At 45.3% G+C, this 25,442-nt stretch carries 26 protein-coding genes and 1 riboswitch; of the genes, 6 read left to right on the top strand and 20 right to left on the bottom strand.

Features of this window, described 5'->3' with window-relative positions:
- Window positions 1-82: 82 nt before the first annotated feature.
- The 3 genes from Q0G26_RS01065 to Q0G26_RS01055 all read right to left on the bottom strand — a co-directional run bounded on the left by Q0G26_RS01065 (window position 83) and on the right by Q0G26_RS01055 (window position 2,153).
- Window positions 83-361 carry a DnaB-like helicase C-terminal domain-containing protein gene (locus Q0G26_RS01065; RefSeq protein WP_366517715.1) on the bottom strand — a complete coding sequence of 93 codons (279 nt, stop codon included), beginning with the start codon at window positions 359-361 and terminating at the stop codon, window positions 83-85.
- A complete protein-coding gene (locus Q0G26_RS01060) occupies window positions 336-860 on the bottom strand; it encodes a hypothetical protein (RefSeq protein WP_293827751.1) in 525 nt (174 codons plus the stop codon). Before Q0G26_RS01060 ends, Q0G26_RS01065 begins: the two co-directional genes overlap by 26 nt.
- 573 nt (window positions 861-1,433) lie before the next feature.
- Entirely contained in the window at window positions 1,434-2,153 is a 720-nt protein-coding gene (locus tag Q0G26_RS01055; RefSeq protein WP_277250000.1) for a hypothetical protein, read from the bottom strand.
- Between the two features lie 325 nt (window positions 2,154-2,478).
- Here Q0G26_RS01055 and Q0G26_RS01050 point away from each other — a divergent pair, with 325 nt between their 5' ends.
- Complete coding sequence (locus Q0G26_RS01050) at window positions 2,479-3,729, top strand: DUF4143 domain-containing protein (RefSeq protein ID WP_293827749.1); 1,251 nt, start codon at window positions 2,479-2,481, stop codon at window positions 3,727-3,729.
- A gap of 152 nt (window positions 3,730-3,881) precedes the next feature.
- Here the strand turns inward: Q0G26_RS01050 and Q0G26_RS01045 are convergent, their stop codons facing one another.
- From Q0G26_RS01045 to Q0G26_RS00995, 11 genes are all read right to left on the bottom strand, one after another.
- Window positions 3,882-5,285, bottom strand: coding sequence for an alanine/glycine:cation symporter family protein (locus tag Q0G26_RS01045; RefSeq protein ID WP_293827747.1), 1,404 nt, complete (start codon window positions 5,283-5,285; stop codon window positions 3,882-3,884).
- A 143-nt stretch (window positions 5,286-5,428) separates the two neighbouring features.
- Window positions 5,429-6,073 carry a hypothetical protein gene (locus Q0G26_RS01040; RefSeq protein WP_293827744.1) on the bottom strand — a complete coding sequence of 215 codons (645 nt, stop codon included), beginning with the start codon at window positions 6,071-6,073 and terminating at the stop codon, window positions 5,429-5,431.
- A gap of 2 nt (window positions 6,074-6,075) precedes the next feature.
- Complete coding sequence (locus tag Q0G26_RS01035) at window positions 6,076-7,122, bottom strand: glycosyltransferase family 9 protein (RefSeq protein ID WP_021719467.1); 1,047 nt, start codon at window positions 7,120-7,122, stop codon at window positions 6,076-6,078.
- Complete coding sequence (gene waaC, locus Q0G26_RS01030) at window positions 7,122-8,165, bottom strand: lipopolysaccharide heptosyltransferase I (protein WP_293827741.1); 1,044 nt, start codon at window positions 8,163-8,165, stop codon at window positions 7,122-7,124. Before waaC ends, Q0G26_RS01035 begins: the two co-directional genes overlap by 1 nt.
- A 2-nt stretch (window positions 8,166-8,167) precedes the next feature.
- Window positions 8,168-8,674, bottom strand: a complete 507-nt coding sequence (gene gmhB, locus Q0G26_RS01025) for a D-glycero-beta-D-manno-heptose 1,7-bisphosphate 7-phosphatase (RefSeq protein ID WP_293827739.1) — start codon at window positions 8,672-8,674, stop codon at window positions 8,168-8,170.
- Window positions 8,664-9,638, bottom strand: a complete 975-nt coding sequence (gene rfaD, locus Q0G26_RS01020) for an ADP-glyceromanno-heptose 6-epimerase (RefSeq protein WP_009145598.1) — start codon at window positions 9,636-9,638, stop codon at window positions 8,664-8,666. The genes gmhB and rfaD overlap by 11 nt, the downstream gene beginning before the upstream one ends.
- On the bottom strand, window positions 9,635-11,125 hold the full coding sequence (rfaE1, locus tag Q0G26_RS01015) for a D-glycero-beta-D-manno-heptose-7-phosphate kinase (RefSeq protein WP_366517710.1): 1,491 nt from the start codon (window positions 11,123-11,125) through the stop codon (window positions 9,635-9,637). Before rfaE1 ends, rfaD begins: the two co-directional genes overlap by 4 nt.
- Window positions 11,115-11,678 carry a D-sedoheptulose 7-phosphate isomerase gene (locus Q0G26_RS01010; RefSeq protein WP_293827737.1) on the bottom strand — a complete coding sequence of 188 codons (564 nt, stop codon included), beginning with the start codon at window positions 11,676-11,678 and terminating at the stop codon, window positions 11,115-11,117. The genes rfaE1 and Q0G26_RS01010 overlap by 11 nt, the downstream gene beginning before the upstream one ends.
- A gap of 11 nt (window positions 11,679-11,689) precedes the next feature.
- Entirely contained in the window at window positions 11,690-13,168 is a 1,479-nt protein-coding gene (locus Q0G26_RS01005) for an OstA-like protein (protein WP_293827735.1), read from the bottom strand.
- Between the two features lie 123 nt (window positions 13,169-13,291).
- Complete coding sequence (locus Q0G26_RS01000; RefSeq protein WP_293827733.1) at window positions 13,292-14,221, bottom strand: hypothetical protein; 930 nt, start codon at window positions 14,219-14,221, stop codon at window positions 13,292-13,294.
- A 149-nt stretch (window positions 14,222-14,370) separates the two neighbouring features.
- A complete protein-coding gene (locus Q0G26_RS00995; protein WP_293827732.1) occupies window positions 14,371-15,276 on the bottom strand; it encodes a VirK/YbjX family protein in 906 nt (301 codons plus the stop codon).
- 147 nt (window positions 15,277-15,423) lie between these two features.
- On the opposite strand from Q0G26_RS00995, the gene Q0G26_RS11455 reads away from it, so the two are divergent.
- Window positions 15,424-15,525: a putative holin-like toxin gene (locus Q0G26_RS11455; RefSeq protein ID WP_366517709.1), complete on the top strand. Its 102-nt coding sequence runs from the start codon at window positions 15,424-15,426 to the stop codon at window positions 15,523-15,525.
- A gap of 144 nt (window positions 15,526-15,669) precedes the next feature.
- Here Q0G26_RS11455 and thiC read toward each other — a convergent pair whose 3' ends face one another.
- Together thiC and Q0G26_RS11450 are read right to left on the bottom strand one after the other, a co-directional pair.
- Window positions 15,670-16,971 carry a phosphomethylpyrimidine synthase ThiC gene (gene thiC, locus Q0G26_RS00990; RefSeq protein ID WP_293827730.1) on the bottom strand — a complete coding sequence of 434 codons (1,302 nt, stop codon included), beginning with the start codon at window positions 16,969-16,971 and terminating at the stop codon, window positions 15,670-15,672.
- 63 nt (window positions 16,972-17,034) lie between these two features.
- Window positions 17,035-17,133: riboswitch (TPP riboswitch) on the bottom strand.
- Window positions 17,134-17,329: 196 nt separating this feature from the next.
- Window positions 17,330-17,377: a hypothetical protein gene (locus tag Q0G26_RS11450; protein ID WP_366517714.1), complete on the bottom strand. Its 48-nt coding sequence runs from the start codon at window positions 17,375-17,377 to the stop codon at window positions 17,330-17,332.
- 568 nt (window positions 17,378-17,945) lie between these two features.
- Here Q0G26_RS11450 and serC point away from each other — a divergent pair.
- From serC to Q0G26_RS00975, 3 genes are all read left to right on the top strand, one after another.
- Window positions 17,946-19,019 (top strand): 3-phosphoserine/phosphohydroxythreonine transaminase, encoded by a 1,074-nt coding sequence (gene serC, locus Q0G26_RS00985; protein ID WP_293827728.1) that lies wholly within the window; start codon window positions 17,946-17,948, stop codon window positions 19,017-19,019.
- 288 nt (window positions 19,020-19,307) lie between these two features.
- Window positions 19,308-20,894, top strand: a complete 1,587-nt coding sequence (gene serA, locus Q0G26_RS00980; RefSeq protein ID WP_293827726.1) for a phosphoglycerate dehydrogenase — start codon at window positions 19,308-19,310, stop codon at window positions 20,892-20,894.
- Window positions 20,895-20,930: 36 nt separating this feature from the next.
- Window positions 20,931-21,569 (top strand): histidine phosphatase family protein, encoded by a 639-nt coding sequence (locus tag Q0G26_RS00975; RefSeq protein WP_293827721.1) that lies wholly within the window; start codon window positions 20,931-20,933, stop codon window positions 21,567-21,569.
- A 79-nt stretch (window positions 21,570-21,648) separates the two neighbouring features.
- Here Q0G26_RS00975 and Q0G26_RS00970 read toward each other — a convergent pair whose 3' ends face one another.
- Window positions 21,649-21,942: a DUF2442 domain-containing protein gene (locus Q0G26_RS00970; protein WP_293827719.1), complete on the bottom strand. Its 294-nt coding sequence runs from the start codon at window positions 21,940-21,942 to the stop codon at window positions 21,649-21,651.
- A 152-nt stretch (window positions 21,943-22,094) separates the two neighbouring features.
- On the opposite strand from Q0G26_RS00970, the gene Q0G26_RS11445 reads away from it, so the two are divergent.
- Entirely contained in the window at window positions 22,095-22,196 is a 102-nt protein-coding gene (locus tag Q0G26_RS11445; protein WP_363316993.1) for a putative holin-like toxin, read from the top strand.
- 497 nt (window positions 22,197-22,693) lie between these two features.
- Here Q0G26_RS11445 and Q0G26_RS00965 read toward each other — a convergent pair whose 3' ends face one another.
- The 3 genes from Q0G26_RS00965 to Q0G26_RS00955 form a co-directional block, all read right to left on the bottom strand.
- Window positions 22,694-23,908, bottom strand: coding sequence for an S-layer homology domain-containing protein (locus tag Q0G26_RS00965; protein WP_293827716.1), 1,215 nt, complete (start codon window positions 23,906-23,908; stop codon window positions 22,694-22,696).
- Between the two features lie 368 nt (window positions 23,909-24,276).
- On the bottom strand, window positions 24,277-24,828 hold the full coding sequence (locus Q0G26_RS00960; RefSeq protein ID WP_293827713.1) for a hypothetical protein: 552 nt from the start codon (window positions 24,826-24,828) through the stop codon (window positions 24,277-24,279).
- An 80-nt stretch (window positions 24,829-24,908) separates the two neighbouring features.
- A complete protein-coding gene (locus tag Q0G26_RS00955; RefSeq protein ID WP_293827711.1) occupies window positions 24,909-25,292 on the bottom strand; it encodes an endonuclease domain-containing protein in 384 nt (127 codons plus the stop codon).
- Window positions 25,293-25,442 lie beyond the last annotated feature (150 nt).

The raw sequence follows: 25,442 nt of genomic DNA, 5'->3' as shown, positions 1-25,442 counted from the left end.
CAAAACCTCCAATCACAACTAAGATACTTACATATTATCCGCAATCAACTGAAACTCCTGCCACCATTCCACTTTTATTAATTTAACAAGCTTCATCTCTTTTACTAAATCCTACAAATTTAGTACACTTCTTATCGAAAAACAAATTAACCGTATCAACAGGTCCATTACGATGCTTGGCGATAATCAGCTCTGTATGCTTGTTCTCCGTATCTGGTTTATAATAATCCTCCCGATAAAGAAAAGTAACAATGTCTGCATCCTGCTCCAAGTCAATAAGCATTGCACCCAATACAGCCTGCTCTGCTTCTATATTTTGCGGAGGTACTCTTTTCTCAAGAATAAATCCCACACTCCCCATCTCCCACACTTCTCACATCATCTTTATCCTTATAAATCTTATCATTAACCCAAAATCCGCCTTTTGGCAGCATAAACTCCCGCGCCAAAAATTCCACTACCTTTGCAGAATTTAACAACCTCTTAGAGCCATAAATCCCAAACTTCTTCTGCTGCACTTCGTAAAGTATTCTGCCACGCGAAAAATAGTCAAACTCGCAACCTGTAAACTCAGGATATTTTTTTAATACATCTTCATACCAAATATCCATGTGAAAGACATTATAATCTATCTGCAAATCATCTGTATTGCTCTGCTCATCATAATCCTGCCCCATCTCCACCACAGCATACTTTGCATCAAGCAATGGAGCTTTATAAATGATAAACTTACCCTTGCCTACGTGCCAATAAATCCCTATAAACGAATCAAGCAAATCTAGCGGAATAAGTTGCTTCAATGTTACAGGTTGTAAATCTTCTACCGTCCCTTCTACACGTCCTAAACCTTTAATCAGCATTGCGCGACCTCCTTGAGCTATTTTCTGCAATAAATTTTTATAGCTTCATTTTAGCGCAACAGCTGTGGCAAAAATGGCGCGATGTAACGTGTATAATGTTTGCTTATTTTCGGTAAACAAAACGCAATCCGCAAAATAACAAAAGCCAGACGCAGGATGACTTGCCCATCCCACGTCCAGCAGTTATAATAAAGTCCTCTGCAAAACAGCTTCTGTATATCATGTAAACCAAAGATTAGCTATTTACGCTTAACGTAACTACGAATAACGATTATCGTGTTTAGTCGCTTGGTGTTTGGCAGTATAATAATATGCATCTAGCATATTTATTATATCATCAAGCAAGTTGCGATTTTTATCCTAGCTCTGCACTTTTAACGACCAATAATCATAGCATAGGTATCTTAACCTCTCCGCCAAGACAGCTTAATATAGCCAAAATTTCTTTGTTTCCCATAATTTAGGAAGAAATATGGTTGCAATCTATAAATCAAAAGCTGTTTGCAGTTAGCTTTACTATCAATATTTAATTGCTTGTAGACATAAACAAATTACGCCTACGTATAAACAAGTTTATTTATTTTGCAGCTTCTCCAGATGTGTGTAAATATAATCAAGATCAGCAGTAACAGGGAAAGCAGGCACAGCCTTGTTATCTATCCTGCTTGTGAGCGCAGCTGCTTCAATCGCATCACTCAACTCACTCGTCAGCTCTAAAAGACGGTCATATTCAGTTTTAGCAGCCTGTACCGCTTCAAGTATAGGCGTTTTAACATGCGTTACTGTATATTCTGCTATCAGCTTCTCATTATTACGGCTAAAGGCAAGCTTTTGAACCTCGTCCTTTTCCGTTTCGCCCATATTTGCAATACAATCGTATAATGTAAGCGTCTTACGCAAATCATTAGCATAAATAACTGCTGCATCATAACTGTAAGCATTAGCACCAATCTTTAAACTAAGCTTAGTTTTAGCAATCGCTTCCGCCAAAAGTCTGCGGCAATCTGCCAAATAATTATAAACAGCAATCAGTTTTGGCAATGCATAACCTTTGGTATTATATGATTTTAATACCTTTACTTCATCCTTATAGATTTGCTGCTCCGTAGGAAAAAGGTAGTTTAATTCGCTACGTTTATAAACTTCCTTATTCACTAGAAACTTATTGGGATTAGCAGCTGCTGTTGTTTTAGTGTTAACAGGTGTTTTTATAATCTCCAAGTCATCACCAACAATATCAGTCATAAGTTTGCCAATCTGTTTTTGATATTGAAATGCCTTTTTTAAGTTCATGTTTTGCACCCTCTCTTATCTCATACATATAAAACTTCTACCAACAACTCAGTATTTGTCTTACTTCTTGCATTCATTATAACAAGCAGGCTAGGGCAAAAATAGTAGTTCACTAAATATGTTTTGTGCTATTTACTTTTCAAAGAACCTTGTGAAAATAGTATACGATAAGTGATATGGCAAAAACACCATAGCACGCACCTGACAATAAAACTTCGGTGAAAACAGCATCGCGATGTTGTTTTCACCGAAGTTTTGTTATATAATGAGCTTACAACAATGATAAACTACTATCGTTCTATATATTTCTAAAGGAGGCTCTGTCATGTATATCAAACGCTATGTTGAGCAAACCATCCTCGATGCAGCAGCATCTTTCCCCTGCATAGTAATCTATGGCCCTCGCCAGGTCGGCAAATCAACAACAATTAATATGCTATTCGGTGATAAAATTCCTATGGTCACTCTTGATGACGCAGATGACCGCGCCCTAGCTATTAATAATCCACGCTTGTTTCTTGAACAATATGGCTGGCCCGTAATTATTGATGAAATTCAAAAAGCACCTAATCTGCTGGATGAAATAAAAATAAAAATAGATGAGCAGCGTTTGGTCTGGCTGCGTAACAACGAAAAAAGACAAATTATGTATATTTTGACTGGCTCTAACCGTTTTGAGCTACAAGAAGGTATCAGCGATTCCCTTGCAGGCAGATGTGGAGTAATCGAAATGCTTTCCCTTTCCCAAGCAGAAAAATATGCATATCCTAATAACTTGTTTTCTGCTGATATCCAAAAATTAATAGCATTAGAACGCAGCAAAAAAATTTCTTATAGAACCAGGCGAGAAATTTATCAAGACATTTTCAATGGCGGCATGCCAGATATTTTTACCGGCATCTCCAAACGAGATATTTATTTCAAAGCATATGTCGATACATATATCGAAAAAGATGTCCGTAAGCTTATTGCTGCTTCCAGTGAAATGCAGTTCAGAAACTTTATTTCTATTGTCGCTTTAAGAACTGCGCAAGAGCTGCATTATGACGAAATTGCCCGCAATGTCGGCATAGACGTAAGAACATGCAAAAAATGGATTTCCATTTTAGAAACCTCTGGTATTATTTACCTGCTACAACCATATATGGCTAACATTTCTAACCGCATTATTAAAGCACCTAAAATGTATTTTTTGGATACTGGTCTCTGCGCTTATCTCTGCAAATGGCCTGATGCGGAAATGTTGGAGAAATGCGCTATGAGCGGTGCATTTTACGAAACATATATTGTCAGCGAACTCGTCAAAAACTTTTACGCTCATGGTAAAACACCTAAGGATTTCCTGTTCTATTATCGGGATACTGACCAAAAAGAATTTGATTTATTATATGTTGATGGTTCTAACATCTGTCCTATTGAAATAAAGCAGGGTGTAGCACCTAAAAAAGCAACAAAAAACTTTAGCGTTCTTGATAAGTATCATCTTAACATTACTACTGGCTTAGTTATTGATTCTTGCGATAAGATAAGACCTATAAATGAGCAAACCTACTATATCCCTGTATATCTGATTTAAGCGCAAAAGCTTCGGTGAAAATAGCATCGCGATGTTGTTTTCACCGAAGTTTTTATATTTACGTCCCACTTCTCTGTCACCGATAAGCAAATTAACTTTACAAGCAAAAAAGAGCTGCTACGAAATCTCGTAACAGCTCCAAGAAACAAATATTAATCCTGCCAGTAGTCCAGCTTTTGAGTCAGACCGATCTTGCTGGCCTTAAACTCAGGATTCTTACCGGCATTGCGCTGCTCGGTGTAATCATCAAGCGCACGCAGAGCAGGACCGCCCAGAATGCAGATAACCGGCAAGTTGATAATTGCCATGAAGCCCATGGTAACATCCGCCAGATCCCACATAGTACCCATGCTGGAGCCTGCACCGATGAAAATCAGTACGCAAGCCAGAATGCGGTAGCACAGGGTAAAGGTTTTGCCCGGAACATGCTTCAGAACATAAGCAAAAGCATTATCTACATAATACAGGTTGCCCAGCAGCGTAGTGAAGGCAAACAGTACCATGGATACAGTGATAAACAGCTTAGCATAATCGCCCATGCTTGCTGCCAAAGCTGCCTGTACATAAGGCGCACCGGCAAGCTCTTTAGTCGGCTCGATGCCGGAGCTCAGGCACATGAAAGCGGTAGCGGTGCAGATCAGCAGGGTATCAATAAACACGGACAGCATCTGTACCAGGCCTTGCTTAACCGGGTGAGAAACGTCAGCAGCAGCAGCAGCGTTCGGCGCAGAACCAACACCTGCTTCGTTGCTGTACAGACCGCGCTTGATACCGAACATCATGCAGCTGCCGGCAAAGCCACCGAAAATTGCAGTGAAATCAAATGCTTCAGCAAAAATTCTGCCTACAACGCCAGGAACCAGGTTGATATGCATAATAGTAAGGATAAATGCTACAGAAATGTAGATAACGCCCATCAAAGGAACCAGAGTAGAGGTTGCTTTGATAACACGCTTGCCGCCGCCCAGCAGGCAATAGCCAACGAGCACAGCCTCTACAGCGCCGATAATCCAGGGAGTTGTATCCGGATTATAGAAGCTCAGAGCAGCAAAGGTGGATTGCAGATTATAGGAGCACAGCATGTTAAATCCGCAGCCATAGGTTACAATCAGGGCCACAGCAAAGAGCACTGCCAGACCGCGGCTGCCCAAAGCAGCTTCGATGTAATAAGCCGGGCCGCCGTAGCTGCCGTGCGGACCACGTTTCTTGTAAATCTGTGCCAGGGTGCTTTCAATAAAAGCAGAAGCGCCGCCGACAACAGCAATAACCCACATCCAGAACACAGCACCATAACCGCCGAGGCAGATAGCTGTGGAAATGCCGATAATATTACCGGTACCTACACGGGACGCAGTAGATACCATCAAAGCCTGGAAGGATGATACCGCACCGGATTCAACAGGCTTCTCCAAAATAACACGAATAGTTTCCTTAAACATACGCGCCTGCACCAGACGAGTACGCAGAGTGTAGTACAGGCCTACACCGATGAGCATGATGATCAGCAAATAACTATACATAAAATTGCTGATTGCTCCAATAATTTCTCCGAACATAAATGTTGCTCCCCCTTTTTTAGTTTGTTTGTTAATTATAACATATTTATTTGCTTTTCCAAAATTCAGAAAGGACGATGGCCTGTAAAGCTAACACTTTAGCACGATATAATAAATCAATTAAGTAATTTTGATAACCTACTCTAGTTTAAGCCTTGCAAGCATTCCTTAAGACTTGCATAACACGGATGCTCCAAATCAAAGGCTCCTGCCAGGGCAGCCTCGCCCAAGCGCATGCCCACATACCTGTCTGTTCCTGCCAGATATGTGTACAGTAAATGCCTGCTATAATTCACTAATCTGTTCTCACGCCCGCGGCAGCAATTTACTGACTGCAGATACTCCGCGCTCATATTATACAGATTATAATAATCACTGCACTCCGAGCTTTCCCGCCGCAGCGACTGCAGCAGCATATCCTCAAGATAACCCTTTTGCCAACGTTTAGTAGCTTTTTTGCCGGGAAAGAAAAAGTGCGTGCAATACTCCACTCCTTTAAAGAAAGTATTGTCACGCACCGCAAAAAATTTCTGCATTCGGCGTTCGCGCTCATCAGCCGCGTCGGCAAAGAATACTGCTTTTTGCACTATTTCTCTGCCTTCCAGCTGTATAAGGCGTTTAGTCAGCAAGTCTAACTTATCGATACTCTGATAATTTACAATCTGCATGTTAGGCAAGCTGATACCCTGCTTAAATAAATGCCGGAGATAAGCGTGCATAAACTGCGCCATCTCCACTCTTTCACACAGCAATAAAACCTCTCCGGTAATAATGCTTTGCTTACTCAAAATTATTTCTCCTTTTGCTGCAGCATCTGCTCAGCGGCCTGCACAACCTGCTCTACCGTCAGACGTGTCATGCATTGCATATCATCACACTTATGCTTCATGCCACCTGCACAACCAGGACAGGGCGGCAACGCTGTCACAATAGTTGCATCCTTGGTATAAGGACCGTACAGCTTCGGGCTTGACGGACCGTACATCGCTACGATAGGCACCTTCTGGCTGATTGCTACGTGCATCGGGCCGCTGTCGTTGGTAATAATCAGGCTGCAGCGACGCATTGCCGCTGCCAGCTCGCCAATACGGAAGCTGCCGGTTGCTACAACAGGTGTCGTCTTCATAAAGCTGACTGCCTCCTGCACCATTTCTTCGTCCATCGTACCGCCAAAGAATACAGGCTTATAGCCCTTTTCCGCAAGAATATCTGCTACCTTGGCAAAGCGCTCCGGCGCCCAGCGCTTGGTAACAACAGCACTGCCGATATTAAAGCCTACCAGCTTATCGGTAGCAAATACGCCGTGCTCGCGCCAGAATTCTTCTGCATGCTGCTGATATTCTTCGCTCGGGAAAATCTCCAGACCATTATGCTCCAGCTTTTGTACGCCAAGCTGCGTCAGCACATCAAGATACATATCTGCCGCATGGATTTTACGATTGAGCGGTGTAAACACATCCCAAAGCGGCTTGAACAGCGTGTGTGTTGTACCGCAACGCAATTTCACTTTGGTAAAAGCATCAATAAAGCTGCAACGCTCATTCGGATGCAGGTTAATCAGCACATCAAAGTCCATCTTGCTCAGACGGCGGGCACAGGCCATCAGCGCCAGCAGGCTGTTGTCCTTACCCTTCTTGTCAATCGTAATAACCTCATCCAGATACGGATTGTGCAGCACTACATCCTTCAGCTTCTCATCCGCCAGAAAGGTAATGTGCGCATCCGGTGCTGCCTTACGCAGCGCATGGATAAAGGGCGTGGTCAGCGTCAGGTCTCCCAGATGCATCAAAAATGTTACTAATATTTTTTTGCCATTTAATTCTACAGCTTGTGCCATCAGCCCTCTGCCACCTTTTCCTGATAAATTTTATAAACCATTTCCGGCGTTATATCATGCATACAATGCCAGTTATCACATTTTTTCTTCAAGCAGCCTGCACACTTAGCCGGTGAAAGCAGTACCGTGGAATTTTTACTGCCATATGGGCCTGTGCGGTCAGCCTTCGTCGGGCCGTACATTGCCACAAGAGGCTTTTTCAAAGCCGCTGCAAAATGCAGCGGGCCGGTATCCGCACTGATATAGAAGCTGCAGCCCTTTATCAGCGCCGCCAGCTCACGCAGGCTCGTCTGTCCCGTCAAGTCGATAACCAGCGAGCTTGCTGCGCCTTCGGCAATCCTCTGCCCCTTGACTGCATCATCCGGACCGCCTGCCAGCACTACAGCAGTACCATCTGCCGTAAGCTTTTTCGCCAGCTCGATATAATGCTCGACCGGCCATTCCTTCGTCCACCAGCGTGCACCGGGAACAATCACAACATAATCGCCGCCCTGCCAGCCGGCCTCCTGCAGCTTATGCTGCACCGAAGCTGTTTCCTTGCTTAAATCCGGCATCGGGAATTCCACATCATCCAACGAATCAACCTTCGCGCCAAGATAACGCGCCACATCCAGATAACGCTCGATAACGTGATCCTTGCTATGACTGCCACCAATCGCCTTGCTGATAAAGCCGCTGCCCTCGCGCATTTCGCAATAACCGATGCGGTTACTGCAGCCGCTGATAGCAGCCATTACCGCACTTTTGAAAAGGCCCTGCATATCTATCACCAGGTCAAAATGCTTGCTATGCAGCAGTGCGCGCATTTCGCGAAAATATTTCAGCTTATCACTGAAGCCCAGCTTATTAAATTTTACCTTATCAAAATAAAGCACCTCGTCAATCACCGGCGGGTCCGGTACAAAGCCGGCAAACTGCGGATGCACCAGCCAGGTGATTTTGGCCTGGGGATAACGCTTGCGCAACGCCGCCGCAAAGGGCAGCGTATGCAGGATATCACCCAACGAACTCATTTTGATTAACAGGATGTTCTGATACTCCATTATCATCTCTCGCTTACAATATTTTTTACGAAATCCAGCAGATTACCGCCCGTGTAAAGATAGCCTTTGACACCGGCAGCCTCCGCTGCCTCCACATCGCGCTTGCTGTCACCGACGAGGAAGCTCTGCTCCTTGTCGATTGCATATTCAGCCAACGCCTGCAGCAGCATGCCCGGTTTGGGCTTGCGACAATCGCACACCCCGGTATATTCCGGCACGCTACCCTCGGGATGATGCGGGCAGTAGTAGATTTTCTCTATTTTACCGCCTGCCGCAGCAATTTCACGCTGCATATACTCGTGCAGCTCATCCATCTGCTCTACAGTATAATAACCACGCGCAATGCCGCTCTGGTTCGTTACAATAAAAATTTTATAGCCAAGCTGCGTCAGATACGCCACAGCCTCGCGGGCACCATCAATCCAGCGCAGGTCCTCAATTTTGTAGAGATAGGCTACATCAACATTGAGTACGCCGTCCCTATCGAAAAATACCGCCTTAGCCTTCATAAACGTAGTAACCGCCGGTCTTGTCAAGCAGCTGGCAATATTCCTCGGCAGCCTCTTCAATCGGAGTAAAGCCTCCGTCATAGCCTGCTGCCAAAAGGTTGGTGTCATCTGCTTCAGTAAAGCTCTGGTATTTACCCTTCAGTACTTCAGGGAACGGTACATATTCCAGCTCGCCGCTGCCAAAATGGTTCAACACAGCCTTAGCCAGAGTATTGAACTGATGCGCATGGCCGGTACCGCAGTTGAAAATACCGCTGATTTCCGGATGATCCCAGAAATAGAAGTTTACCTTAACAACGTCCTTTACATATACAAAGTCACGAGTATGCTCGCCCGGGCCATAGCCAGCGTATTCGCCAAACAGACGTACCTTGTGCTCAGCCTTCCATTGGTTGTACATTTGGTAAATCATAGAAGCCATCTTGCCCTTATGGTTCTCCTGCGGACCGTATACGTTGAAATAACGCAGGCCTACTACCTGGCTTTGTGCCTGCGGCAGCAGACGGCGCAGATAGTTGTCGAAGAACAGCTTGGAGAAAGCATAAACGTTCAGCGCTTCCTCACATGCAGGCTCTTCACGGAAGCCATGTGCACCGCTGCCATAGGTGGAAGCGGAGGAAGCATACATCATCTGAATCTTTCTGTCGAGGCAGAAATGCAGCACGTTTTTAGTATACTCAAAGTTATTTTCCATCATGTATTTGCCGTTATATTCCATTGTATCGGAGCAAGCGCCCTCATGGAAGATAACGTCGATTTTCTCATGGTTAAATTTGCCAGCCTTCAAAGCATCCATGAAAGCATACTTATCCATATAATCCTTAACCTTCAGGCCCTGGATATTTTTGAATTTAACCATGTTGGTCAGGTTATCGACAACAAGAATGTCATCAATACCGCGGTCATTTAAGCCTTTAACAATATTACTGCCGATAAAACCGGCACCACCAGTTACGATAATCATAATTTGCCCTCCTTAACCATTTTGGCAATCTTTTCCACCACACCGGTTGTGGAATAACCATCTTCAAATTCTATAATGCGCACCTCGCCGGCATATTCACGACCAGCGACCTCTTCAGGCTTGTAATCGCCACCCTTGACGAGAATGTCGGGACGAATTTTTTCAATCAGCTCAGTCGGAGTATCCTGGTCGAACAGCACCACCGCATCTACACAGGCCAATGCAGCCAGCACACGCGCACGGTCCAGCTCATGCACCAAAGGTCTTGTCTCACCCTTCAGGCGACGCACGGAAGCGTCCGTATTCAGGCCGACAATCAAATGCTTGCCGAGGTTGCGCGCCTTCTCCAGATACGTTACGTGGCCTACATGCAGAATATCGAAACAGCCGTTGGTGAACACAATCTTTTCGCCGCAGGCTCTCCAGGTTGCAGCCAACGAAGCAATCTCCTGCCAGCTCAGCGTGCGATAGCCACGTCCCTGCTTGCGTTCCTCCGTCAGCAGGTCCTTCAAAAGCTCGTCACGGTGCACCGGATAAGTGCCAACCTTGGCCACAACAATGCCTGCAGCACGGTTCGCCATATACACAGCGTCAGCCAGCGAAAGCTTGCCGGCAACACCGGCAAGAAGCGTAGCCGCTACCGTATCACCGGCACCGGAAACATCAAACACTTCAATGGCGGTAGCAGGGCTATGCAGCACCTGCTCAGCATTAACCAGGCTCATGCCGCGCTCGCTGCGGGTAACAACCACATTTTTGATATGGAATTTTTCACGCGCAGCCTGCGCCATGCTGACAACTGCTTCATCAGAGTTTTCACGCTGACAGCCTGCAGCCTCACACATTTCCTTTAAATTAGGCGTAATAAAATCACAGCCATCATATTTGGACCAGTCTGCTCCCTTAGGATCAATCAGCACCGGTATATCATAGGCCTTGCCCTGAGCAATTACCCATTGGCAAAAATCATCCGAGCAGACACCCTTGGCATAGTCCGAAACAATAATACCATCCAGGCCTTCGTCAAGCAGTCCTGCCAGCCAATGACGCAGCTCAATGATTTCTTCAGGGAATAAATCGCCGGTTTCTTCAAAATCAAGTCGCAGCATCTGCTGATTGCCACCCAAAACACGCAGCTTGGTAATAGTCTTGCGGCGCTTGCTTTTCACCAATCCCTGATGATTGATGCCTGCATCATCCATCAGCTTTTCCAGCAGCAGACGGTTTTCGTCATCACCTGTCACACCGCCCATAAAGACCTGGCATTCCAAATGCGCCAGATTGGCAGCAACGTTGGCTGCACCGCCCAGCACGGAATTTATCTTTGTAATACGCGTTACCGGCACAGGTGCTTCCGGCGAAATGCGTTTTACCTCACCATGGAAATATCTGTCCAGCATCACATCACCGATAACAGCAATGCGTACATTCTTAATTTGTTCTGCTAAAAAAGTTGTTACAGCTAAATCAGCCAAATTATTCACCATCCACCAGCTCACATAAAATGTGACCTATCAAAATATGCATTTCCTGCGCACGGGCAGTAACCTTCACCGGTACAGCGATGCACTCGTCGCACAGCAGCTTCATTTTGCCGCCGCCCTCAGCCGTCATGCCTACGCAGAACACACCCATGCTCTTGGCCAGCTCGACAGCTTCCACAACATTAGCGCTGTTACCGCTAGTAGAAATGCCTACCAGCACATCACCAGGACGTGCGAGCGCCTGCACCTGACGCACAAAAACCTTATCATAGCCGTAATCGTTGCCGACAGCAGTCAGAATAGAGGTATCCACCGTCAGTGCGATAGCAGGCAGACCTGCGCGTTCCTTTTGGAAGCGGCCGACAAATTCGGCAGCCAGATGCTGGCTATCAGCGGCACTGCCGCCATTACCGCAGAACAAAACCTTGTTGCCATTGGCCAACGCTTTTTTTACTTCTACAGCAATGCGCTCAATCTGTGCCAGAATCTCGCTGTTCACCACAGCATTTGCCACCTGCAGATGGTCCAGAAAGCGTTGCTTAATAATCTCTTTCATTTTCTACCTCATTACCAGTTTACAAAATCAAATTTAGCTTCAAATGCACTATCTTTACTATCAATATCTTTATGCTTATAAATCAGAGAAAGCTGCCAGCAGCAGAACTTATGCGTCCAGCTGTATCTTGTTTCGTAATTTTCCTTTTGGTCTAAATCATAGCGGTTGACAATGGTAAAGCTGTTCTTGTCATCCATAATATATTGCAGACCATTGCGCAGCTCTTTGGCCATATCAGGCTGATCGTAGGTAAATACATCTGTTGTAAAATCCTCACGATAATAGCCAACCCAGGTATTCCATTTCGGGCTGATTTTCTGTCCCAAGGTTGCATAGTAAACATTGGTAGACTGCAAAGAATCCTCTGCACTCTCACGTGTCCATTTCTTGCCAATCGTCAAATCCAAAGAAGTATTTTTGCTGTTGAACAGATAAATGCGGTCATGGTTAAGGAAGGCACCATATTCTGTATGCCAGCTCTTGCGTCCAGTATCATCATTTTTCCACAAACCACGCTCAAAGTAAGCATTGTAAGTCAAAGGCAGGCCAGGAGCGATATGATGAGTTTTATAATTAAAGCGTATATTGTTCTGCTTCTCTACCCATTCGTCATCGTCCTCATACCAGCCGTTTTCGTAGGTAACCTTAAAGTTACGCTCGTTATGTTCCAAGCCGTAAACAGGCTTATAGCCAGCCTTGCTGTAATAATTTATATCAGCATAAATTGTATCCTTGTCTCCTAACGGACGCTCATAGGAAAGATTGACATAAGTTCCCTTATCGCTGTCCTTGAAGCCGATATGCGGCAGGATACGTTCCTTGGATTTTTCCGTCAGGCTGCTTTCCCAATAATCACGGGAATAGATATGCTTACCGCGCACAAAAACCTTGACGTCGCGTGCTACCATTTTATCATGCGGATAAATTTCAAAGGTCTTAGCCTTGATTTCCAAACATTTAGGATGCTTTACTGCCGGGCAGCGACTGGTGGAACCACCCTCATCAAGAATCATTTTGTCCGGATAGATGGCAGCATGCGGAGCAGCAAAGAAGTCCTTACCGTTCTTGCCGGTCAATTTTTTCATTTCACCGGTCTTATTGTTAAAGTTATAATGGCCCCAGGCAGCCTGAGTTTCACTTTCTCCCTCTACCAGCTTACCACCCTCTAATAACCAGATATCGCCAGTTTTCATATTGCCTTTTACCTGCGTTGTATAAATATCCTGGCCATTTTGTGATACCCTGATATTACCCTCGGCATGAAAATCGCCGCTGACAGTATCATATACTGCATGCTCACCTGTCAGGTGAATTGGCAGTCCCTGCTGCTTTTCTGCATCCAGCTTTTCGCGATGTGGCAATGCAGCATTCGGCTCACTGACAGAAACCGGACTCAGCATACTGTCGCTGTTGCTGTTGCTAAATTGTTCTGCATAAACAGGCATGCACATGCCCAAAGCTAATGTGGCAGCTATAAAAGTCTTATTCATACGAAAAAACTCCTTCTCTATAATTGCAAATGAAAAATTTCATAATAATCCACTTAACATTATACCATAAAAAAAGCAAAAGCTCACTCGAAAGAGTGAGCTTTTCACGTATAATTTTCGATTTTATTCCTGATATACTGCACCCTGCAGGGTAGTATCTGCAGCAGTTTGCACATAGGTTTCACAGCCAACCGGGATAGTTACACTGTTGCCCTTAACAAAGGCACCGCCAACCAGGCCTACAGGACCAAGAACAATCATACCGCCAATAGCAGCTCCGGCCGCACCGGCAATGCTTTCAGCCTTTTGTTTAGCCAGCTCGTCTACGGTAACAGGAATCTTGGTACCATCTATACCATAGATATAAGTAAAGTTGATATCAATACGGCCATCCTTGCCAAAGATACCAGGCTGAACAACCTTTTTCACTTCACCGACACCGGTTGCACCCTTCGGCAGTACCAGTACATCGTTTACGTACAGGTTATCAGCAGCTTTGAAGTGCACTGTATCGCCCTGGCGACTCATTTTAGTGCTCAGCTCGGAAGTAAAGGTGATTTTGAAAACAGAATCCTTCGGCAAAGTCACATTCTGTACAGGCACATTGCCATCTTCATAGGAAGCAAGCTTCAGCAGATTTTCCAGGCGTCCGCTCAAAGAACCGGTCTGGTTCTGACCATAGAGAAGCTTTTCAGTTGCTTCAATACGGTTTTTTGCTGCGCCACCGGACATGCTTTCGTTCATCTTCCATTCTACTACATTGAGCTTAGTAGCAAAGGAAGCCTCTCCGTTATCAGGAGTACCTTCAAGGTAATCGTACATATTATCAACGCGGTTGATTATTGCATCACTCGTAATAGTGCCGTAAACGTCATCCTCAAGACTGTCCATACGCTGCAGCAGGGAACCGCTTTGCTCCGTACCGTAAAGCATTTTTTCCATGGCACCAATTTTTTCAGCCATGGGAACAGCAGCATCAGCTGCAAAGCCCGGGATTACCGTTGTAAAGCAAAAGATAAAGGTCAACAATAAAGTTGCAAGCTGTTTTTTCAATTTTCTTACCTCCAATCAGAGCTATATATTTTTATTATAGCATGTTTTGTCTAAAAAAAACAGAGGTTCTCTTCTGAACCTCTGCTTTATCCAATGTAAAATTTGTACCGTTTGTTACTATAAATAATATTACAAACAACACACCAGCTTTATTTTTTATAACTACCGACAGCAGTCTTAATCGCTGCCTTCATCTCATCCATTTTAGCAAAACGACGGCGGTGCTGTGCTCTCTTCGACGGCTTCAGCTCCTCCATAGATTTACGGTGCTCTGCGGTCGGCATAATATAGAAGCGGCGGTCAGAGCAAATCACGCCTTCGCACTCCTGCCAGAAGGCGCCGAAATCTGTTTTCAGCTTGCGGTCTACACGAAGATGGTTCATTGCATAGTAACCATCGTTAGTAACAGCAAAAATATTTTCAATGCCTATTGCGTCAGCAAAGCAACGCAGGCCATAGAACATCAAATTTTTAGTACGATAGCCAAAGAAGGCCTTCGTCATGCCTTTAATCAGCTCGCTGCCGTTCTGCGGTCCCTGCAGGGCGCCGATATAAATAACGTTCTTGCCATCTGTTTTATTTTTAGCCAGCCAGAACATAATCTGGTATAAGGGTTCACCTTCGTAAAACAATGCCAGTGACAGGCAACCTTCCTTGCGCTGACCGGAATGAAACCACAACTGCAGCGTCAGCGGTCTGTCATCATAGGAGTCCTCCCACAGCTGCACCATTTCACCCTTGCTGTACAATTTATCCATCAGCTCCGGCTTGAACAGCTCTTCCATAATCAGCAGATGATTCTGCACCAGCTCTACACGTTCATCCCAGGTTGAGCCTTTATAGAAGAACGCTCTGGTAGTCTGTTCCAAAAGTGCAGGTGTTCCCTGCAGCCACGCCTGACGCTTGCTATTCGCAGCAAAAAACTGCAGCAGTTCGTCAACCTTGCCGCTATGCATAGCGCAACGCGTGCGGAATACAACGTAACGCTTCATTTCCTTCAAAATATGTGTCTGATACAAGCTTTTGCCAACATATTCTAAAATATTTTTCTCCATCAGTTACCTCTAGAAATATTATTATTACCTATATTATAGCATAATTCAGAATGATAAGCACCAAGCATTCTTGCTAAAAATATGTTTATGTGTTAAAATTTTCATGACAACCGTTTTACAGGGTGGTATTGCCTTCATTCTTAAAGAATGGAGGTGATGTCTATGGTATATTTTACATTCCAAGATCTTATGATTTTCGGTATGTTTATACTGACATTACTGACGTTCATTTTTCAGAACAAAAAGTAATTTGCTCATAGAAAAACCGCCCCTGTAATTTACCAGATTCCGAGGCGGCTTTTCAAGTCAATTCAACTGGCAACCCACCTTGTGGGCGGTTGTCATTTTCTATATTTAATATAGCACATTCATATTATTTTTTCAAGTAACGGCTCAGTTCTTTCTCATATGCTCTTCGAGGTACTGACCGACAATTTTAACAGCGCAGTAATCACCGCACATAGAGCAAGCTTCGTCATCAGATTTGTTCTTGCGGCAACGATACTCCTTAGCCTTCACCGGATCAATCGCCAGATCAAGCTGCGCCGGCCAATCCAGAACCTTGCGCGCTTTGGCCATCTTCAGGTCCCACTCCCATGCCTGCTTGTTACCATTAGCCAAATCAGCAGCATGAGCAGCGATACGGGTAGCGATGACGCCCTCACGCACGTCATTTAAGTCAGGCAGGCCCAAATGCTCTGCCGGAGTTACGTAGCACAGGAAGTTGGCACCGCTTACTGCAGCCAGAGTGCCGCCGATAGCGCTGGTAATATGATCATAGCCGGGAGCAACGTCAGTTACGAGCGGTCCGAGCACATAGAAGGGTGCACCGTGGCACAGGCGTTTTTGCAGCTGCATGTTCGCAGCAATCTGGTTGTAGGGCACGTGGCCGGGGCCTTCTACCATAACCTGTACACCCTTATCCCAGGCGCGCTGTGTCAATTCACCCAAGTTCAGCAGCTCCTGAATCTGCGCTCTATCGGTAGCATCAGCAATGCAGCCGGGACGCAGGCCATCACCCAGGCTAATAGTTACGTCATATTCAGCACAGATATCAAGAATTTCATCATAGTATTCATACAGCGGGTTTTCAGCTTCATTGTGCAGCATCCAGCCAGTGATAAAGCTGCCGCCACGGCTGACAACGTCCATAACGCGGCCTTCGTCAATAAGTGCCTTCAGCACATTTTTGTTGATACCGCAATGAATGGTCATGAAGTCAGCGCCATCTGCAGCCTGTTGGCGGATGACATCGAAGATGTCCTCTTTGGTCATTTCAACTACTGCGCCACGCTTTTTGATAGTTTCTACCGTTACCTGATACATCGGTACAGTACCAACCATTACAGTGGAAGCCGCAATAATTGCCTGGCGGGAGGCACTGATATTGTTGCCGGTGGAAAGATCCATTACAGAATCTGCACCTGCATCAATTGCAGCCTGCAGCTTTGCCAGCTCCGGTTCCGGATCAGGATAGCTGCTGGAGGTGCCGATGTTAGCGTTAACCTTTACGGTAAGACCGGTGCCTACACCGCGCGGAATAATATTTTTATGATTGATATTACAGGGAATAGCAATAGTACCGTTTGCTACGCCTTCGCGAATAAATTCTGCAGTTACATGCTCCTGCTCTGCGACAATTTTCATTGCTTCGGTAATCACACCTTGGCGTGCCAATTGCATTTGTGTTGCCATAATTTTTCCTCCTTATAATTAAAAGACCGCTTTCCTGTCGGAAAGCGGTTGAATTATCTTTTTGCAGAAATCTGCTCGCTTTCCTACGCTGGTTTTAACCAGATTCAGGTTCAAAGGGTCGGATGTCAGTCCTCTCAGCAAATTGCGCCCCTAGCGGTTACGTTATTTTGTTTACATGCTTACTTTAACATGAACAGCGAAAATACGCAAGTTAAATATGCACAACTTGCAAAAAAACTGGCAGTGTGCTATATTATAGATGAAAAGTGACAACTGCCCACAAGGTGGGTTGCCCGCTAAGAAACAGAAGAGCTGCCCTTACCGGTCAAAGTATTGGGGCAGCTTTTCTATGTGCATTTTACTTACGGTTCTGAAACACGAACGTCAGCAATGCCAGTATAAACATACCGAAAATCATAAGATCCTGGAATGTAAAATATACCATAGACATCACCTCCATTCTTTAAGAATGAAGGCAACACCACCCTGTACCACAGTTGTCAAAATCATTTTATAATATAAACATATTTTTAGCAACACTCTGTAACCTACGTTACAAAACAGCTTAAAAAATTGTATACATAAAAAATCTTTACAAAAACACTTGACTCTAAAAGCAGGCGTGCTATAATCATCTACAAATCACATTACGCAACGCAATGATGGAGAAGCAATGTGCAGGTCTTTTCAGAAAGCTGGCGGTTGATGCAAGGCAGCAGCGAAGCACACTAGTTCCGCTCCGAAGCGGCAAATGACGAATTTGACGGGTGCGCCCGATACAGCGTTCAGAGTTGGCCATAGGCAAATTGGGTGGCACCGCGAGCAGTCCTCGTCCCAAGATAGGGATGAAGGGCTTATTTTTTTAGGTGAAGCAATTTGGCAATGGCAATTTGGGTGGTACCGCGAGATAAAGGCAAGCTCGTCCCAAAGGGATGTGCTTGCCATATTTATTTTCAGGAAGAAGGAAAGAACAAATGAAAAGAGCATATAACTTTAACGCCGGTCCCTCCGCTATGCCGCTCGAGGTACTGCTGGAAGCGCAGGAGGAGTTCTTAAACTACCAAAACACCGGCATGAGCATCATTGAAATGAGCCACCGCAGCAACGAATACGCTGCTCTGCATGCTGAAACAAAGCAGCTGCTGCGTGAGCTGATGGAAATCCCCGAGGATTACGAGATTATGTTCATCCAGGGCGGCGGCAGCACTCAGTTTTTGATGACAGCGGCTAATTTCCACACAAAAAAATACGCTGCTTACGTCAACACCGGCGTCTGGGCCAAGAAGGCTATGGCGGAAGGAAAATTCTACGGCGAGGTTTATGAGGCCGCTACCAGCGCCGATAAAAACCACAGCTACATTCCGCAGGAGTTCAACCTCCGCCCCGATACTTCTTATGTACACCTTACTGCCAACAACACGATTTACGGCACTGAGTACAAGGATTTCCCCAAGTTCGACGTTCCCGTTATCTGCGATATGTCCAGTGACATTCTTTCGCGCAAGGTGAACGTCAAGGATTTTGATCTTATCTACGCAGGAGCGCAGAAAAACCTTGGTCCTGCAGGCGTAGTTATCGTCATCGCCAAAAAAAGCTTTTTGGCAACAGCACGTGAGGAGCTGCCCACGATGCTGAAGTACAGCACCTTCGCCAATAACGATTCGCTGTACAATACACCGCCTGTCTTTGCCATTTATATGGTTAACAAAACTCTGCACTGGATTAAAAAGCAGGGTGGCGTAAACGCTATTGCCAAGAATAATGCAGCGAAGGCTAAGCTCATTTATGACGTTATCGACAACAGCAACGGCTTTTACAAGGGACACGCTGCTCCCGAAGCTCGCAGCAACATGAATATTACCTTTAATCTGGCTACACCGGAAATGGAGAAGGATTTCGTGGCTAAGGGCAAGGCTGCCGGCTTCGTCGGCATCGGCGGTCACCGCCTGGTAGGCGGCTGCCGCGCCAGTGCCTACAATGCTGTGCCGCTGGAGGCCTGCAAGGCGTTGGCGGAGTTTATGGAAGAGTACATGAAAGCAAACAAATAATACTTTTGAATATATGCGGCACAATTAATATATCATTCCGCTCAGAAAAAATTTTCCCGTGCCCTTAGGGCACAACGCAAATTTCGTGTGGAACCAGAACGAAGCTTCGGTAAAATTTGTCAGACGGTAAAAGATCGTTACACACCCTCGCTTCTATGGTTCCAGACACTCATTTGCTAAAATTTTTATTCACTACACGATATATCAATTGCTCGCTTTATCCTAATAATCAGTTACTTACTTCACCCCACATAACCTACAAATTATACATAAAGGAGATAAATCACCATGAAAATTTTTGTCAGCAACGATATCAGCGAAAAAGGCGTAGCTCTGCTGCGCGAACATTTTGATGTAGATGTAATGCCCAACATGAAGCCGGAGGAGCTTATCAAGGTTATCAATAATTACGATGGCCTGGTAACCCGCAGCATGACCAAGGTAACCAAGGAGGTTATCGAAGCCTCCACCCGTCTGAAGGTTATCGGCCGCGCCGGTGTTGGCGTTGATAACATCGATATCCCTGCCGCTACTGCTAAAGGCATTGTTGTACTCAACACACCGGAAGGCAACACCATGGCAGCTACCGAGCACACTGTTGCTATGATGATGGCTATGACACGCCACATTCCGCAGGCTCATCAATCCATTCAGGAGGGCAAATGGGACCGCAAATCCTTCGACGGCATTCAAGTGCAGGGCAAAACCCTTGGCATCATCGGCGTTGGCCGTATCGGCAGCCGCGTTGCCAAACGTATGCAGGCTATGGAAATGACCACCATTGGTTACGACCCGTATATTACCGAAGAACGTGCGCATCAGGTTGGCGTTGAGCTGGTTGATTTTGACACTCTGCTGGCTAAATCCGACTACATCACCATTCACACTCCGCTCACCAAGGAAACGGAAAAGATGCTGAATGCCGAAGCTATTGCCAAAATGAAGGACGGCGTGCGTATCGTTAACTGCGCCCGCGGCGGCTGCATGGATCCCGAGGCTATTGCTGAGGGCGTTAAATCCGGTAAAATTGCCGGCGCCGCTATCGACGTTTATCCGACCGAACCGCTTACCAAAGAGAATAACCCCTTCCTGGGCCTGTTCAATGTTGTACAAACTCCGCACCTCGGTGCTTCCACCATTGAAGCGCAAATTGGCGTAGCTGTTGACGTTGCTTACGGCGTAATTGATGCTCTTGAGGGACGTCCGGTTATGACCGCAGTTAACATGGCACCTATCCCGAAAAGCGTGGCAACAGTTATCCAACCTTACTTTAAGCTGGCAGAGCGCATGGGTACCGTGGGCATCTATCTGGCAGACGGCCCGATTAAGAGCGTGGAAGTGGAATACACCGGCGCACTTGCTGAAACTGAAACCCAGGCACTCACAACCGCCTTCCTCAAAGGCCTGCTGAACCCGATTCTGCAGGAAAGCGTTAACTTTGTCAATGCTCCCGGCATTGCCAAAAAACGCAATCTGGAGGTTAAAGAGGTTAAGGCTAACAAGCCCGGTTACTTCACTACTGCTATCAATGTAAAAATTGCTACCGCTAAAGGCACACATAAAATTGAAGGCACCCTGTTCGACGGTAAGCAGCCTAAGATTGTGCAAATTGACCAATATCATGTTGACTTCAATCCCGAAGGCTACCTGCTGCTGGCACCGCACGTAAATAAGCCTAATATGATTGGCCAGATGGCTACCATTTTAGGCAGCGCCGGCATCAACATCAACGGCATGCAGGTTGGCAGCACTCCTAAATCCGACACCAATATTATGGCAATTGCTGTTGGCGACGACATTCCGAACGATATCATGCTGCAGCTGCGTGGTGTAGAAGGCATTATTGATGTTAAGCTCATCAATTGCGAAGGCTAATGACAGTAGCCAAATAAAGTACAGCGAGGAAGTTTTATGAGAATAATTTTAGTCCGACATGGTGAAACAACCTGGAATATAGAAGGAAGATACCAAGGGCAGGAGGATACGCCGCTGAGCGAGCGTGGTCTGCGCCAAGGTCACCTGCTGGCCGAGGGCTTGCACCACATCCCTATTGATGTGTGCATCTCCAGCCCGCTGCAGCGCTCCTACCAGACCTGCAAGTTCTGCGCTGACCTGCACCAGCTGCCGGTAGCAACAGATGAGCGTCTGCTGGAAATCAATCATGGCAGCTGGGAAGGCGTGCTGGCGCCGGAAATTGCCCAGCAATTTCCGCAGGAGTTTGCTCTGTGGCACACCAAGCCGCACCTGGTGCAGATGCCTGACGGCGGTGAAAGCTTGGAGGATGTGCGCAAGCGTGCGCGCGCTGCCTTTGACGACTATGCAGAAAAATACGCCGGCAAGACAGTGCTGGTTGCTGCGCATGACGCAGTAAACAAGGCGATCATCTGCGATTTGCTTGGCCTTGATATGTCGCACTTCTGGCAGATTAAGCAGGATAACACCTGCATTAATGTGCTGGAATATAACGAAGGTGTTTGGCGCGTAGTACTGCTGAACTCCACCAATCATTTAGGCTTCCTGTTCAGCGGAATTGAGCAGGCCGGCCTGTAATTCAATAAAGCAAAATGACCGTCTTGCGCAGCAAAAGCTGCGAGGACGGTCATTTTTTGTCTTCCTTGTCAAAAATATCCTATGCACTTTTTCTTGAATCAATACCATTTTTGTAAAGTTCCTCTGGCGCAATATCAATATCACCATCGTTCCATACAACAATTCCATAATCAATATATACCTGTTTAAAAAGCTCTTCATCAAGCAGAGGCTTAAAGGCAGGATAATTGAGCATAGCCTTAAAATCATAGATTTTAGCTTCACCGGTATTAAATCTTACCCATAATTTCCAATCAGCTAACGGTCGCACACCACATATCTTTAAAGCAGGGCTTGCATCACCAGCATAAGCGATACCATCTTTAATGAACATATTAATCCCTCCTAACGTAATGGATCAATCTCATTCACAAGTTTTTAATAAAACTATTACTAAGTCTTTTCTTTCTTGTCAAAAATTTGTTTACATGATACAATAATAAGGACAACCGTGTTGCAGGGTGGCGTTGCCGAAATTCCGTTGGAATGGAGGTGATGTCTATGGTATATTACACCTTCCAGGATCTTATGATTTTTGGTATGTTTATACTGGCATTGCTGACGTTCATTTTTAAGAACAAAAAGTAAAATGCACATAGAAAAACCGCCTCTGTAATTTGCTGTTCACCGAGGCGGATTTTTCTGACCCTTTGAATCGGCAACCCACCTTGTGGGCGGTTGTCTTTCTATTTTTATTATACCACATTCATATATTTTTGCAATACAGTAATCTAGGCACATAGAAAAACCGCCTCTGTAATTTGCCATTCACCGAGGCGGATTTTCTTTCCTCCTTGAACCGGCAACCCACCTTGTGGGCGGTTGTCTTTCTATTTTTATTATACCACATTCATATATTTTTGCAACACAGTAATCCAGACATAAGAAAACCACCCCAAAACTTGCCAGTAGCAGGGTGGATTTTCTTTTCACTGTAAAACTGGCAACCCACCTTGTGGGCGGTTGTCCTTTTATTTTTATTATACCACATTCATATATTTTTGCAACACAAAGCCCCCTCACCTTGCGGCGAGGGGGCCTTTATACGCGCGTGTATTATTTTGTGTTACTTGCTAATGGTTAAATTAGAAAGTGAAGGTTACGTCAGCCCAAACGCGTTGGTCATCAACCTTGCTGTCCAGTTTGCTTTCGGTATCGTAGTAAACTACAGTACCAACGATGTTCTTAGCGAAGGTGTAGTTAGCGCCAACGCCATAGCCTTTGAAGCCATCGCCACAAAAGGTGTTTGCATCAGTGGTGTGTGCAATGTAGGTTTGGCCACCCAGGTCATAGTAGTTAGCGAACAGGCCCCAGGAGCCAGCTTCGGAAGCTTCAGCACCTTTGTAGGTCAGGCCAACAGTCCAACCATCAGAATCAAGCTCTTGCTCATCGCCATCTTTAGAGCTCATATCACCTTTCAGGTACATAGCAGACAGGTTTACATCACCCATGGTGTAGTCAGCACCAACATACCAAATAGCATTGTCATCATCTTCAACGTCACCAAGGTCTTTGTAGTTTACATAACCAGCAGCAGCATTCAGGTCGCCGAAGGAGCCTGCCAATTCGCCACCAGCATAGTTGCCACCATCAACTTCGGTAGCTTTACCAGCAAAGCCGGTTACTTTAACTTTGTCGCCGTAGGAAACTTCAGCGCCATCAACCAGGTCATCATAGATGTTGCCGTTAGCGAAGAATGCATTGTAACGACCAGCGGTTACAGCCAAGCCACCGATTTTACCTTCAACATATGCACGGTTGAATTCAGTTTTTTCTTCGCCTTTGTTAGCATCTTCACCATAGAAGTTTTGAGTGTTTTCAATCATGCCAGTGTAGGACCAGTCATCATTGATTTGACCGTTAATCCAAATACGGGAACGCAGATCGTTTTCGAAAGAATTATGGTTGCCATCTTCATCAACGTTAGCATCGCCTTGTTTGCTCATGTATTTGTAACGCAGTTCGCCGGTTACTTTTACATTGTCAGCTTTTTTCTCCAGGTTAGCAACGCGAACGCCCAGGTTGTCCAGTTCGTCAGCGAATTCAGCAGCCAGTTTATCAACGTTAGCGCCTTTAGCCATTGCTTTAGCAACGATTTGAGCCATTTCATAACGAGTCATCAGTTTGTCGCCACCAAAAGTGGTGTCGCCGTAGCCTTCGATTACGCCAGCAGCAGCCAGTTTGTTGATGCTGTCATAAGCCCAGTGACCAGCAGGAACGTCAGAGAACGGGTTAGCAGCGTATGCGGAAGCAGTTACGCCCAGAGCCATAGCCATAGCTAATACTAAAGATTTTTTCATTTTAATTTCCTCCTTTAGGAAAATACATTTGAAAAATCCTGCTCTGCCTCTTCGCCTTGGTTTTGATACTCAGCTAGCCACAGCTTTCAGTAAGAGTTGCCTTGTTTCCTCTACCATACTCTTTGCAGCCTGCATTTTTCGCTACCCTCAGCAGTTAGCATAAGCAAATTTTTCATGACTCTATTGTACCACTTTTTTAATTACTCTACAAGTCCTTCACAAAATTTTCTTAATTCATGTAAATAAAGAAACTCTACTTCTCAAACAATCATTTATCTGCAAGCTTTTCTTTGCAAGTTTTTCTTCGCAATACAAAACCGCCTCTGCAATTTTTGCAGAAGCGGCCTGATGTTTTAGCTAATATAGAATTATTTAACACGCAGAGCACGGTCTACTTCGATGCGTACTGCACGGCCAAATTCTTCATGAGTCCAATCCCAACGGCTGGTCAGAGCTTCAGGAATGGTTTTATCGCTGTAAATGCGGTGCTCGTAAGCTTTACCGGTGAGCTTGTTGTAAGCAACTGCATAGCCTTGCAGGTCGATTTGCAGTTTACGCTCTTCGCTGGAATCGATAGCTTTGTCATCCAGCTTATCCAGCTGAACAGCGATAACGATATCAACATCGCCATCTTTAGCAATCTTTGCCAGGGTTGCAGCGTCAGGAACCTTGTTGCCAATCTTAGCAGCATCAATAACAGCGGTCAGTTTGTCGTTTTCTACTACTACAAAGCCTTTTTTGCTGTTCAGCACGGACAGAGCGTTTTTGTAGAAAACCTGATTTGCCAGCTCGTCGCCACCTTCAACATTGTTGATTAAGGGCAGCAGGGCAACGCTGGCAGCTTCAGCTGCACCAAAGCAGGGGATGCTGAAGCAGATAGCCATAACAGTCATCAATAAATAACGTAAAACCTTTTTCATTCTTATTCCTCCAGACGCATTAAAGTAATGCAGAATATAGGTATATTTTAACATAAATCTATAGAAAAATACAGTGTTTGCTAAAAATTTTCTGACTGAAGAGTCATGGGGAGTAAATTGCGTTCTATATCCCAACAAACCTCTTGAAAATTACATTCTAACTGCTGATTCGTATAACGCAGCACTTTCAAGCCGTATCCCTGTAAAACCTGTGTGCGCTCTGTATCATATGCTATTCCCTGTTCTGTGTAATGTTGGCTGCCATCGATTTCTATGACCAGCTTAGCTGCGTGGCAGTAAAAGTCGACGATGAACCCACTTATTATTCTTTGCCTTTGCCAGTGAAGTCTATGCTTCGATAAATAACAGTACCATAAATGCCTTTCTTGAGGTGTCATATTTTTCCTATTATTTTTGGCAATAGGCACAAGCTTAGCATTGCGTTCTCTATAATTCGAATCCACAGCCTTGTTTCCCCCTTCCGTCTGCTCGCTTTGCTCGCAGCCACCTTCCCCGAGGGGCAGGCAAGACTAATATCGATTGCTTCATATTCTTCCGAGCTTTATTTGATTATAGCACACTTTCCTTTCAATAGCTTGACTTATTGCCCTAAG

Source organism: uncultured Phascolarctobacterium sp. (assembly GCF_934190775.1).
Lineage (GTDB): Bacteria > Bacillota > Negativicutes > Acidaminococcales > Acidaminococcaceae > Phascolarctobacterium_A.
Note: the sequence above shows the minus strand (reverse complement) of the source record. Positions and strands in the feature narration are given on the sequence as shown.